The organism is Saccharicrinis sp. GN24d3 (assembly GCF_052400645.1).
Lineage (GTDB): Bacteria > Bacteroidota > Bacteroidia > Bacteroidales > Marinilabiliaceae > Saccharicrinis.
The window spans coordinates 35,935-48,632 of record NZ_JBQTGI010000024.1 but is presented as its reverse complement, the minus strand read 5'-3'; the positions used below and the strand labels follow the sequence as shown (position 1 = coordinate 48,632).

At 38.9% G+C, this 12,698-nt stretch carries 11 protein-coding genes; 10 read left to right on the top strand and 1 reads right to left on the bottom strand.

Translation table 11 applies throughout. The features are described from left to right. The first annotated feature begins 37 nt into the window (after window positions 1-37). From ctlX to cobU, 10 genes are all read left to right on the top strand, one after another. The gene (ctlX, locus tag ACT29I_RS21575) at window positions 38-958 is read left to right on the top strand and encodes a citrulline utilization hydrolase CtlX (RefSeq protein WP_430935127.1); all 921 of its coding nucleotides are present in this window, start codon (window positions 38-40) and stop codon (window positions 956-958) included. Between the two features lie 96 nt (window positions 959-1,054). After that, window positions 1,055-1,744 carry a hypothetical protein gene (locus tag ACT29I_RS21570; RefSeq protein ID WP_430935126.1) on the top strand — a complete coding sequence of 230 codons (690 nt, stop codon included), beginning with the start codon at window positions 1,055-1,057 and terminating at the stop codon, window positions 1,742-1,744. 174 nt (window positions 1,745-1,918) lie between these two features. Then, window positions 1,919-4,381: an FtsK/SpoIIIE family DNA translocase gene (locus ACT29I_RS21565; RefSeq protein ID WP_430935125.1), complete on the top strand. Its 2,463-nt coding sequence runs from the start codon at window positions 1,919-1,921 to the stop codon at window positions 4,379-4,381. 212 nt (window positions 4,382-4,593) lie between these two features. After that, complete coding sequence (locus ACT29I_RS21560) at window positions 4,594-5,232, top strand: LolA family protein (RefSeq protein WP_444794380.1); 639 nt, start codon at window positions 4,594-4,596, stop codon at window positions 5,230-5,232. A 112-nt stretch (window positions 5,233-5,344) separates the two neighbouring features. Beyond that, window positions 5,345-6,694, top strand: coding sequence for an SO_0444 family Cu/Zn efflux transporter (locus ACT29I_RS21555; RefSeq protein ID WP_430935123.1), 1,350 nt, complete (start codon window positions 5,345-5,347; stop codon window positions 6,692-6,694). A gap of 220 nt (window positions 6,695-6,914) precedes the next feature. Then, window positions 6,915-7,721 (top strand): hypothetical protein, encoded by an 807-nt coding sequence (locus ACT29I_RS21550; protein WP_444794379.1) that lies wholly within the window; start codon window positions 6,915-6,917, stop codon window positions 7,719-7,721. A 96-nt stretch (window positions 7,722-7,817) separates the two neighbouring features. After that, window positions 7,818-8,849, top strand: coding sequence for a nicotinate-nucleotide--dimethylbenzimidazole phosphoribosyltransferase (gene cobT / locus ACT29I_RS21545; protein WP_430935121.1), 1,032 nt, complete (start codon window positions 7,818-7,820; stop codon window positions 8,847-8,849). 266 nt (window positions 8,850-9,115) lie between these two features. Further along, window positions 9,116-9,883 carry an adenosylcobinamide-GDP ribazoletransferase gene (locus ACT29I_RS21540; RefSeq protein WP_430935120.1) on the top strand — a complete coding sequence of 256 codons (768 nt, stop codon included), beginning with the start codon at window positions 9,116-9,118 and terminating at the stop codon, window positions 9,881-9,883. A 13-nt stretch (window positions 9,884-9,896) separates the two neighbouring features. Next, a complete protein-coding gene (gene cobC / locus ACT29I_RS21535) occupies window positions 9,897-10,466 on the top strand; it encodes an alpha-ribazole phosphatase (protein ID WP_444794378.1) in 570 nt (189 codons plus the stop codon). Window positions 10,467-10,562: 96 nt separating this feature from the next. Next, window positions 10,563-11,072: a bifunctional adenosylcobinamide kinase/adenosylcobinamide-phosphate guanylyltransferase gene (cobU, locus tag ACT29I_RS21530; RefSeq protein WP_430935118.1), complete on the top strand. Its 510-nt coding sequence runs from the start codon at window positions 10,563-10,565 to the stop codon at window positions 11,070-11,072. Window positions 11,073-11,163: 91 nt separating this feature from the next. On the opposite strand, the gene ACT29I_RS21525 is transcribed toward cobU, so the two are convergent. Then, the gene (locus ACT29I_RS21525; RefSeq protein ID WP_444794377.1) at window positions 11,164-12,693 is read right to left on the bottom strand and encodes a SusD/RagB family nutrient-binding outer membrane lipoprotein; all 1,530 of its coding nucleotides are present in this window, start codon (window positions 12,691-12,693) and stop codon (window positions 11,164-11,166) included. Window positions 12,694-12,698 lie beyond the last annotated feature (5 nt).

The following is a 12,698-nucleotide window of genomic DNA, read 5'->3' as shown; positions in this document are numbered from 1 at the left end:
TTTTTAAGTTTCATTTAATTTTAAAATTATAACCGTCATGAACCAATCCACTTCAAATATCCTTTTGGTGCGCCCGGCCAACTTTACCTTTAACCAGCAAACTGCTATATCCAATGCATTCCAGAATACGGTTGATCTTAGTCCGGAAGAGATAAAAGCCCGGGTTATAGAGGAATTTGACACATTTGCCGAGCGCCTTATAAACAAGGGCGTGAATGTGATGGTGGTTCAGGACACGCATACTCCCATAAAACCAGATGCTGTTTTTCCGAATAATTGGGGTTCATTCCATGCGGACGGAACCGCTATTTTATATCCCATTGCTACACCCAACCGTCAAGTGGAAAAAAGACCTGAGATTATCGGCCAAATAAAAGCCAGGTTTAAGATTGAGAAACTGATTGACCTGTCGAATCACGAAGCCGAATGTAAATTTTTAGAGGGTACCGGCAGTATTGTTTTCGACCATATGCATAAAATTGCTTACGCATGTTTGTCTCCACGAACCGACAGAGATGTCTTTATTGAGTTATGTGATATCATCAATTACAAACCGGTTTATTTTACAGCTACCGACAAATCCGGCCAGGAAATATATCACACCAATGTGATGATGAGCGTGAGTAAAATGTTTTCGGTTATTTGTTTAGAAAGCATCAAGGATGAACGTGAAAGAAATTTGGTGATTGATTCTTTGGAACAAACGGGTCACGAGATAATTAGCATTACACTGGAACAAGTAAATTATTTTGCTGGCAATATGATTTCTTTGTTAACGCAAAGCGGTGAGGAAATTTTGGTGATGTCGCTGAGTGCTTTCGAGGTTTTGACCGACCAACAAAAAGAAGCTATCGGAAACTACTGCGAACCTTTTCCAATGAACACAAAAACCATTGAGACGATTGGCGGAGGCAGTGCCAGGTGCATGATCTCCGAGATATTTCTTCCTGCAAAATAATTACAAATAGAAATGGCAGGTTCATTTATTATCCCTATTTTGTTGCCGGTAATTTAATAGGGAATCAGTTCGGTAGCCTGTTTCAATTAAGCCTTCATGAAATACACTGCTTATATAGTATTGCTTTCTGTATTGATACAGGGATGTATAAATAAATCCAATAAACCCGAGTTCCCCAATGCCGGTGTAATTACCTATAACATTGCATACCCTAAAGAAATTACCGATTCCCCTACCGGCAGCCTTATGCCTCGAGAATTAAAACTGATTTTTAAGGATAACCGAACGCGTTTCAGTTTCAAAGGCAGTTTCAATATCTTCTCATTAGATTTTTATTCCCCATCCGCTAAAGATTCCTGTGCTACACTCTTCCGCTTTATGGACAACAACTTGTTGCATATCGGCCCAATAAGCTCCAACTTTTTTTTCTTCAACAACGGTTCAACCCCTTCCATTACTTACTTGAAAAACGAAACCAAAAATGTGGCCGGGATAAGCTGTAGCAAGGCAATGGTACAGTTTGACAAGGATGAACCATTCGCCATATATTACACCGGGGATATTAATATCGACAACCCCAACAGACATACCCCATTCAAAGAGATACCGGGAATATTGATGGAATTTCATATTGATTTCAACGGAGTACGATTTTATTTTAAAGCATGTGATGTCGATTACACTATTCCCGACAACGCTGCATTTAAAATCCCAAGTGGCTTTAAACGTACACCCGAAAAAGAAATTGAAGCATTAATTTTAACCATGATTAACAATTTCCAATAAGTCGTTCGCTTCCGATTCAGCAATTATTTCAAATCGTCTACCTGATTATACTAAGGCATTAAAATAATTATCGCTTAAAATCGTTGTAAAAGAATTCAATTTAATTAATAAATTAGAAACTACATTTATTAATTTTGTCTGCGAATCAACACCTACAATTAACATAATTTTAAAATGGGAGTAAAAACTAAACGACCTAAATCCAAGACTAAAAATAATTTTATCACTGATTTAAAAAATAAAATCAGTGACTTCAGGGTACGATTTTTTATTGGACTGTTTTTAATGGTCTATTCCTTATTTTTACTGATCGCATTTGTTTCATTTGTTTTTACCGGTGGAGCCGATCACAGCAAATTCAACATCAACTTCTTTGAGTTTATTTTCAACCCGGACATTAACGTTCAGAATCGCACGGGGAAACTAGGCGCTTATTTTGCCGATTTATTTATCAACTCCGGAATTGGCGTGCCTGCATTGGTAATTGTAATAGCGCTTACCGTAATCGCTTTTAAACTTATAAATATTAAGCTTGCCCCTGTCAGAAAAACTATTTGGCACTGCTTTTATACCGGGGCATGGCTTTCTATCCTGCTGGGCTACTTATTTATGAATTCGGTGAACGACCATTATATTTTACTGGGTGGAGAAATGGGGTACTTTATGAGCAAATGGTTAGTCTCGGCCATTGGTAATGTCGGAGTCATCCTTTTCTTATTTTTCACACTCATTATCTATTTAACCTTTACATTTGACGGATTCGTTCCTTTTGTTAAAAAAGTATTTGTTACCAGTGGCACGAAGATTAAAGTCCCGGTTAAAAACGACAAAACCGAGACGGAAGATGCTTCGTTACTGACTTCTGTTGAAGCGGATGACATAGAGGAAGATCCCGCCCCTGAAGAAGCACCCACACCTACGGATACACCCGAATTAGCGCCTGAGCAAGAATTTGAGGTCAAAAAGCTAACGCCCGAACCACTGGAAAATACGGATATTGCAGATGAACCCATTGAGCTGGACATTTCTGATAACGAGGGTTCGGAAGACGTTAACCATGATGGTAATTTCACCATAGAAAAAATTGAAGAGGAAAAGGATTTTGAAGTAAAAGCAAATATTCCATTGGGAGATTACGATCCCACCTTGGACCTTTCTTCATATCAACTGCCTACCATCGATTTACTGGAAGACCACCACTTTGGCAACGAACCCGTTACCGACGAAGAACTAAACTCCAATAAAGATAAGATTGTTAACACCTTAATCGATTATAAAATTGAGATTAAGAGTATTAAAGCAACGGTTGGTCCTACGGTTACGTTGTACGAGATCGTTCCTGCTCCGGGTGTTCGAATATCCAAAATCAAGAACCTGGAGGATGATATTGCCCTGTCGCTGGCTGCATTGGGCATACGTATTATTGCCCCAATACCGGGTAAAGGCACCATTGGTATTGAGGTTCCCAACAGTGAACCTGAGGTGGTTTCGATGAAAACCATTATAGCTGCCAAAAAATTCCAGACTACAAAATATGAGCTACCTATTGCACTGGGAAAAACCATTTCCAACGAAACTTTCGTTATCGATTTGGCCAAAGCACCGCATATGTTGGTAGCAGGGGCTACCGGCCAGGGTAAATCCGTGGGATTGAATGCTATCATTACCTCTCTTTTATATAAAAAACATCCATCTCAGTTAAAGTTTGTTTTGGTCGACCCCAAAAAGGTGGAGCTTAATATCTATAGCAAGATTGAGCGACATTTCCTGGCCAAATTACCCGACGACGAGGATGAAGCCATTATTACCGATGTGCAAAAAGTGGTGACTACTTTAAATTCGCTGACCATTGAAATGGATGCGAGGTATGATCTGTTGAAAAAAGCACACGCCCGTAATATCAAGGAATACAACCACAAGTTTGTAAAACGCTCGCTTAACCCTGAGAACGGTCACCGCTTTATGCCATATATTGTGGTTGTAATTGATGAGTTTGCCGACTTAATAATGACGGCTGGCAAGGAAGTAGAGATGCCCATTGCACGTATAGCCCAGCTTGCCCGTGCCGTAGGAATACATATGATTGTAGCCACACAGCGCCCATCCACCAATATTATTACAGGGGTTATTAAAGCCAATTTCCCAACCAGGGTAGCTTTTAAGGTAGCCTCTATGATCGACTCCAGAACGATTCTTGATTCGCCCGGTGCCAACCAACTAATTGGTAGAGGAGACATGCTTATCTCCCAAGGAAGCGATTTGGTGCGTGTTCAATGTGCTTTTGTAGACACACCCGAAGTTGAAAAAATAAACGATTTCATCGGTTCTCAGAAAGGATATCCCAGTGCCTTGTTATTGCCCGAATATATTGGCGATACATCTTCCACTGAAGCGGGGGAAATTGACATGAGCAACAAGGACGCCTTTTTTGAAGAAGCAGCCAGGGTGGTGGTTGCCAACCAATCGGGTTCCACATCTTTGATTCAACGAAGGTTTTCAATAGGTTATAACCGTGCCGGTAGAATCATTGACCAGCTGGAAGCAGCCGGCGTTGTTGGGCCTTTTGAAGGAAGTAAGGCACGGCAAGTTTTAATCCCCGATGATTTATCGCTAGAGCATCTGTTGAAGGGGCTTTAAATAAGCAAGAAAAATTTTAATTCATTGTTGAACAAGAATATAAAAGGAAATATTGTGATGACAGATTAGTTTTTAAATTGAATTAAAAATTTGCCACCTCACTTTGACAAGCCGATTTTTTATGAGTTTGGCTTGTCAAAGTGAGTTTTGGTATCGTTTTTGAAAAGCTTACACCCATTACACCGTAAATAAGATCAAATAATTTATACAATATGAAGAAATTACTTTTACTACTCGCTTTGATTCCAGGGTTCATGTTTGCGCAGAACGCGGAAAAAGCAAAAGAAATCCTGGATCAAGTAACAGCAAAAACCAAAACATACAAAACGATTAAAGCCAGCTTTTCGTTTAGCCTGGAAAATCTGCAAGAAGATATTCAAGAAGAGTACACAGGTACTATTTTTATTAAAGGGGATAAATACAAGGCCAACTTAATGGATGTAGACACTTATTTTGACGGCAAGACTCTCTGGACGCATATGATTGATGCAGACGAAGTGAATATCGACGAGCCTGATCCGGATGACGAAGAAACGTTAAACCCTGCTTCCATCTTCACGATTTACCAAACCGGGTTTAAGTACGCCTACCTGGGCGAAAAAGACAGCAACGGCACTGCAGTATATTCCATAGACCTGTATCCGATTAACCGTGACAAACCGTATTCACGCATTAAATTGGAGATTACAAAAGATAATATGCAAATCAACAAGATTCAACAAATCAGTAAAGATGGCAACAACTACACAATATTAATCAACAAGTTAGAAAGCAACACACCAATGGACGACAGCATGTTTGTATACAACGAAAGTGCCAACCCCAATGTAGACATTATCGACATGAGATAATTAACTATATATCTATATTTTTATATAAATCCCCAATTATGGGGATTTTTTTTGTGCTAAAAACTAATTTCTTTGTGTTTTGTTTTTATAATAACACCTAAATTTCAAAGTAATGCTAACATTCTTACATCATTTTTTTTGGGAGCTTATTGATCTGCTTAACGCCATGTCTCCATATCTGCTACTTGGGTTTTTATTTGCAGGTGTACTAAAAGTGTGGTTTCCTCAGCATTGGATTGACCGGTTTATGGGTAATAATAATTTGAAATCGGTGATCAACACTGCTTTAATTGGCATTCCGCTACCGCTATGTTCATGCGGTGTAATACCAACAGGAATATCGTTTTACAAGAATGGGGCATCAAAAGGCTCAAGTGTTTCATTTTTAATATCAACACCACAAACAGGGGTAGACAGCGTACTGGTCACCTACTCGTTATTGGGCTTGCCTTTTGCTATAATAAGAGTTATTGTCGCTTTAATTACAGGCGTAATAGGTGGAGTAGTTACCAATATATTTGGGAAAGGTAAGCATACACCAACAAATGAAATTTCAACTGCGAGCTGCGCAACAAATACGGTTAAAAGCAATCGCATTATTAAAATGTTTAAATACGGCTTCAATGAGTTTTTGATGGACATTGCCAAATGGTTAATAATTGGCATATTGATAGCGGCTGTATTATCCACTGTTATTCCCGATGATTTCTTTATCCGTTATATGCAAAACGAAGCCCTAAGTATGCTCACTGTTTTATTGGCTTCGGTACCCCTTTATCTTTGCGCCACGGCATCGGTGCCTATTGCTGCTGTTTTAATGATGAAAGGCTTATCGCCCGGGGCGGCACTCATCTTGTTAATGGCAGGTCCGGCCACCAATGCCGCTACCATCACCATCATTAAAAAAGTATTTGGCAACAAAACATTGTTCAGTTATTTAGGATCTATCATTGGGGGAGCCTTAGTCTTTGGTCTTCTGATAAATCACTTTTTACCTGCTGAATGGTTTATAATGACTGGAAGCTCGCACCTGCACCATCAACACGAAATGTTACCTTTATGGTTTAAAATATCATCTTCAGTTATATTAGTGAGCTTAATTATTTACGGATATATTCAGAAATATATTGAATTGAAAAGACCTATCGCTACTGCAGAAGCACAACCATTGTTGCTTAATACTCAGGTGAGCTCAAATCAAGTTTCTCCACCAAAGTTCTCTGCAAACCAATTCTCCTTTGCCGGAAATATAAAAACCCAAATTTTTAAGGTGGAAGGGATGACCTGCAGCCACTGCAAAGCCAGTGTAGAGAAAAACGTTAGAAACATCGAGGGCATATCCTCGGTTACCGCCACTCCGGCACTCAATAAGGTAGAAGTGAACGGCACCAGTATCAATTCAACCAAAGTGGAAGAAATGATCAACGACCTGGGGTATCTATTCAAGGGAAAATTTAAATAACCCCCACTTAAAGGACTTTCATTTTTTATCAAGCAACCATTTGTATTTTTTATCATCTTATACCTGGATGATAAAAGAATGCTGCATTGTAAAAAGCCGATCGACGTCTAAAGTCGCAAAACCAGAGAAACAATATTCCGCGACAATTTACATTACCGCACATGGTACACGTATTTAAGTAAATATATTACATTTGCTTATAACTATAAATTATTACAAAATGGAAAGACTTAGCCTAACTATTGCTTTTTTAACACTCATTGCTCTCAGCAAGCTATGTGCACAAGATATTCTCATCAAAACAAACAATGACACTATCAATTGTGTCATCAAAGAAATCGGTGATGAAGAGATAAAATACCTGACTCCCGAAATTAGCGAAACAATATTATTTGGTATCAACAAAGACAAAGTAAACAAAGTAATATTTGCTAATGGAAAAGAACTGGAGTTTTCTGAGTTTTTATATGATCCGAGCAACTATATTACGGACCAAAAGAACAATATAAAACTTAATTTCCTCTCGCCTCTTTTTAACAGCGTAAATATTTGCTACGAAAAAAGCATAAAACCAGGCCGAAGCTTTGAAACAACGTTAGGTGTTATTGGGGCAGGTTGGGACCTTGGCAACAACAACGAATCAGGAGCTTTTATAAAAATGGGTTATAAATTCATAAAAAGCCCCGATTATTATATCCGCGGTCAGAAGTTTGCCCATATTTTAAAAGGTAGCTATATACGCCCCGAAATTGCATTTTCGTATTATGAGTACTCTGCATACAAAAACTATAGCTTTATTGGAGAAGATGAACGATACACAGATATCAATGTTATGTTTGCTGTATTATTAAATGTTGGCAAGCAATGGATATTTGAAAATGGGTTTCTGATGGATTGGTTTGTAGGTGTTGGTTATGGTTTTGGGCAAGATGATAAGGACTTTGGTTTACACAAGGCATTTATTGGTGGAGTGGAAGAATTCCCGTTAGCCATTAGCATGGGATTAAGGGTTGGTTGGAATTTTTAAAAGTGGGATGACTATTATTGATAAACCGATAAATACTATATTTTTACTGGCGCTTTGAAAACTCAGGGCGCTTTTTTATTCTACCAAATTTCGAATATGGATTTCAACATTAAACCAGTTCAATCAGAACTTACCGACAAAATCAATCATAAAATTGATACCAAGACCAAACCTTTGGGATCATTGGGAAAACTGGAGAGTATAGCTCGCAAAATCAGCCAGGTGCAAGAAACGCTTTCCCCAAAACTCAACCATCCTGCCATATTAGTATGCGCTGGCGATCACGGCGTTACCGAGGAAGGAATTAGTCCCTTCCCGCAAGAAGTAACCTTTCAGATGGTCATGAACTTTTTAAGTGAAGGTGCAGCCATTAACGTGTTTACACGCCAGAATAATATTAAACTTATTTTAGCTGACACGGGTGTAAACTTTGACTTTGAAGCTTCACCAAAACTAATAAATGCAAAAATTGCACACGGCACTAAAAACTTTGCCAAAGAACCGGCCATGACCATGGAACAGTGTAAGAGGGCCATGACTAACGGGGCCGACATGGTTCAAAAATTACATCATGAAGGTACCAACATAGTCGGTTTTGGCGAAATGGGAATAGGAAATACAACTTCGGCAGCTGCTCTTTTGTGCGCTTATACAAAGTGCTCCTCCCAAGATGCTGCCGGAGCCGGAACTGGATTAGACGAAAACGGCATTAAACATAAAGCTTCAGTTATAGACAAAGCGGTCAAGCTTCATAACGCCCATACCGATCCGTATAAAACCCTTGCAAATCTTGGCGGTTTTGAAATCGCAACCATAACCGGGGCCATGTTAAAAGCTGCAGAACTAAAAATGGTTGTTATGGTAGATGGCTTTATTATTACTTCCGCCTTGCTTGCCGCATACGAAATCAACAACAATATTTTAGATTACTGCATATTCTCTCATAAATCGCACGAAAAAGGACATGCCTTAATGCTCGATTACTTAAAGGCAGAGCCTATTCTGGATATTCATATGCGATTGGGAGAAGGTACTGGCAGTGCAGTAGCTTATCCTATTATTGAAAGCGCGATTAATTTTTTTAATGAGATGAGCAGTTTTGAGAACGCAGGAGTGAGTAATAGATAATTAGTCAATGCTAGATTAGTCAGTAGTCACTGGGCATTCATAACTGGTCAGTGGCCAGGAGTAGACCTGTAACAAAGTGGTTAAAGCACAAGAGTGGAGCATAATAAGCTATAAATATTGAGAATGGCATTGTAAACGCACTAGCCATATATTCAGAAAACTATTAAAACACAAAGGATTATATCACATGCATTAAACTTTCTCCGGCTATTAACTATTGATGAACCAACTAATGACAAGTGACCATTGACCAATAAACCAATAACATGAAACAAATTAAACTATTCTTTACCGCCCTAATGTTCATCACTCGCATTCCTGTTCCTAAGTGGGTTGGATATTCAGAAAAAAACCTGAATAAATGCAACCGATATTTTCCGTTGGTAGGAATTATAGTTGGTGGCTTTGGTGCTTTGGTATTTTGGTTAGGAAGCTTCATTTTCCCGCAAAGCATTTCAATCATTTTATCGATGGTTTCAACAATTCTATTGACCGGAGCTTTTCACGAGGATGGTTTTGCCGATGTTTGCGACGGTTTTGGAGGGGGGTGGACCAAAGAAAAAATTCTGGAAATAATGAAAGATTCCAGAGTGGGTGCTTACGGAATGATTGGTATGATATTGATTTTGATGCTTAAGTTTTTAGCACTGAGCTCCCTGCCCGTTGCTTTTGTAATTCCTTCATTAATTGCAGGCCATAGCATTAGCCGAACATTTGCGGTGTCTACCATGTACAACCTTCCCTATGTTCGTGAGGATGAGCTCAGCAAATCGAAACCGGTGACCAAAAACTTGCATATTGGTGATCTTTGGATTGCCGTTTTAATAGGGTTATGCACGTTTCTTATATTTGTGAACTGGACTATTTTTTTAACTGTTATTCCGCTACTGATTGCCAAAGTATGGCTCGAAAGATATTTTAAAAAATGGATTGGAGGATATGTGGGCGATTGCCTGGGAACCATGCAACAGGTTACAGAAGTTGTTTTTTATTTAAGTATCGTTGCTTTAAGTTCTATTGTTTCTTTTATTTAATACTACACGTTTTATGCAAGAAGTTTACCTAATACGTCATACCACGCCTAAAGTGAAACCTGGGGTTTGTTATGGTATTTCAGATGTTGATGTAGTTGAAAGTTTTAATGAAGAAGTTGATGATATTAAACATTTACTCAATGGATTTTCTCCTGAGCTAGTTGCTGCAAGCCCGCTAATTAGGTGTCAAAAGTTAGCTGTAAGTTTGTTTTCTGATTTAGATATTAATACTGACAATAGGTTAATGGAGATGAACTTTGGTGATTGGGAGATGAAACTTTGGGCCGATATTGATAGATCAACAATGAAAACCTGGAGTGCCGACTTTGTGAATATTCCAACTCCAAATGGTGAGTGTTTTAATGATTTATACCAAAGAGCCTCAGGTTTTATGGATGAACTTATACGGAAAAGTGATTCACTCAAAGTGGCTTTGGTGACACATTCTGGTATAATGCGATGTTTATGCTCTCGCTACCTTCACATTCCGTTAAGCAAAGTATTTCGCCTCAAACTGAATTATGGAGCAGTCATTAAATTAACTTTGCACTCTGATTTCGAAGAAGTAGAATTTATTAAATAATAGTTGATAGCTAATTGGTCATTAGTCAATAGTGAAAAACGTAACTTAGTATTAATAACAAATGACCATTGACTAGTAACAAATGACCATTGCCCAATGAAAAGATTAACCTTTATTACAGGCGGACAGCGTTCCGGGAAAAGTGCATATGCACAAAAAGTTGCCCTAGAAGCGAGCAGTAACCCGGTGTATTTGGCAACATCTCGCATTTGGGATGCAGAGCATCAAAAACGAATTGAACGTCATCAGGAGGATCGTGATGATAGATGGGAGAATGTCGAAGAAGAAAAATACTTATCGCAACATGATCTTTCCGGGAAAGTCGTTCTGATTGACTGCATTACTCTTTGGTTGACCAACTTTTTTTTCGATAACCAAAGCGATATAGACAAATCGCTCACCGAAGCAAAACGCGAGTTTGAAAAGTTGATTCAGCAAGATGCCCATTTTATTATTGTCTCCAATGAAATTGGTTTAGGTGGCATGCCCGAAAATGAGATCCAGCGCAAATTTACAGACCTTCAAGGCTGGATGAATCAGCATATCGCACAAAAAGCTGGCGAGGTGATCCTGATGGTAAGCGGTATTCCCATGAAAGTAAAATAAAAAAGGGCAGACCCTACGGATCTGCCCCCACTCACACAACTAAACCTTTAATCTAATGTGTCCCACCACAGCTTAGTTGTTTTATCGTTTATCATGGTTGCCACCACAATTGGGTAGTTATTTCATCACCGCCCATTGAAGTTTTTGCTGCTTCAACGTTGGCCTCATTCACACTATATTCATTTAACAGGTAACTAACTCTTGATGGAACATCAGAAGAAAGACTACCTACTGCATACGTATATGTTTCGGTGACTTCACTTACATTACCATCTGCATCTTTAACAGAATAGGTGTAATCGTAAGTCTCGTTAGGCTTTATCAGGGTGTTAGGATAACCTGTTCTTCGGTACTCACTCCATGCCTCCATCGGTTGCATATATAGCGCAATATACTTTTGTGTTATAACGGTTTCCTCAGTTGCTGCAGGTAATGCGGCAATATAGGCATCTATAGTAGCTGCATCAATGCCCCATCTCTCCATTGAAGCTCTAACTCCTTTCTCGTACCAGGTCTGATCCCAAGAATTGGTTTCACTTAAAATAAAGCAAACTTCGGCATACTCCATGTAAATCTCGGTATAATTGGAAGCAAGGATAGCCTCACCAGGAAGTGACTCTTTTACAAATCCTGCTACTTCCCCATTATCACTCGTCAAAGGAATACCCACTTTGAATCCGTCTTCATTATCGTCTACAAATACATCCAATCGTGGATCGGCAGCAAACGGTCCTCTTTTTCCTTGCAATAACTCCACAAATGACCAGGAAGGAGCAAAATCAATCCTATTCTCAACATAAAACGCGCGATACATAGGTGCACCATTTAAAGCATTAGCCTCGTAGGTTACTCCTGCATTGTCATCATTACTTTCCATTACACCTGCAGTTATAGCATCAGTAATATGGCTTGAAGCGGCTGGATATACATCTTTAACACGGTTAGCAATTCTCAATCTTAATGAGTTAGCAAACTTTTTCCACATCGTTGCATCACCCCCGAAAAAGTTATCACCATCAATCATGTTTTCAGTTTCAATGATCATTGCTTGCGCCTCATCAAGTTCATTAAGCATGTCTGCATAGATATCTGATTGCTTTGCATAAGCAGGGGTAGTAATTCCATCCGACTTAATAGCGTTTGCCTGAAAGCTTGCATCATCACTACCATAAGAATAATAAGGTACATCACCCCACATTTCGGTGGCTATCTGGTAAATGTAAACCAACATAATTCTGGCTGCTGCTATTTGGTTTTCATTGGGACCATAAGCTTCCATCGAACCTTTAGTTGCCTCATCGGTATTAAAACCAATAATATCAATTAGGTCCTGTGCATTTTTGTATAAATCATCCCAACCGTTCTGGTTTGTAGTTTCTCTGTACTGAAACCTATCTTCTTCAGTATAAGCAGTCTGATTCCAATATTGCACCCACAATAACGACATTCTCCCGGAAAACCACTCATCACGAGTATCATCCATCAATCTTTTCTGCACCCTGTTCATCAATCCATAGGTAGGTGCTATTTCTGGCTCGTTTGGATCGCTATAGTAATCTACATCACATGAAAATGTTACTATAGCCACCAGAATAACAATGATATATTTTATTTTATTCATAGTTG

What these genes read in the sequence shown, in the direction of transcription:
- cobU (WP_430935118.1), top strand. Translation starts at nt 10,563, where the DNA reads ATGAAAAGATTAACCTTTATTACAGGCGGACAGCGTTCCGGGAAAAGT.
- ACT29I_RS21570 (WP_430935126.1), top strand. Translation starts at nt 1,055, where the DNA reads ATGAAATACACTGCTTATATAGTATTGCTTTCTGTATTGATACAGGGA.
- ACT29I_RS21525 (WP_444794377.1), bottom strand. Translation starts at nt 12,693, where the DNA reads ATGAATAAAATAAAATATATCATTGTTATTCTGGTGGCTATAGTAACA.
- cobC (WP_444794378.1), top strand. Translation starts at nt 9,897, where the DNA reads ATGCAAGAAGTTTACCTAATACGTCATACCACGCCTAAAGTGAAACCT.
- ACT29I_RS21550 (WP_444794379.1), top strand. Translation starts at nt 6,915, where the DNA reads ATGGAAAGACTTAGCCTAACTATTGCTTTTTTAACACTCATTGCTCTC.
- ACT29I_RS21565 (WP_430935125.1), top strand. Translation starts at nt 1,919, where the DNA reads ATGGGAGTAAAAACTAAACGACCTAAATCCAAGACTAAAAATAATTTT.
- ACT29I_RS21540 (WP_430935120.1), top strand. Translation starts at nt 9,116, where the DNA reads ATGAAACAAATTAAACTATTCTTTACCGCCCTAATGTTCATCACTCGC.
- ACT29I_RS21560 (WP_444794380.1), top strand. Translation starts at nt 4,594, where the DNA reads ATGAAGAAATTACTTTTACTACTCGCTTTGATTCCAGGGTTCATGTTT.
- ctlX (WP_430935127.1), top strand. Translation starts at nt 38, where the DNA reads ATGAACCAATCCACTTCAAATATCCTTTTGGTGCGCCCGGCCAACTTT.
- cobT (WP_430935121.1), top strand. Translation starts at nt 7,818, where the DNA reads ATGGATTTCAACATTAAACCAGTTCAATCAGAACTTACCGACAAAATC.
- ACT29I_RS21555 (WP_430935123.1), top strand. Translation starts at nt 5,345, where the DNA reads ATGCTAACATTCTTACATCATTTTTTTTGGGAGCTTATTGATCTGCTT.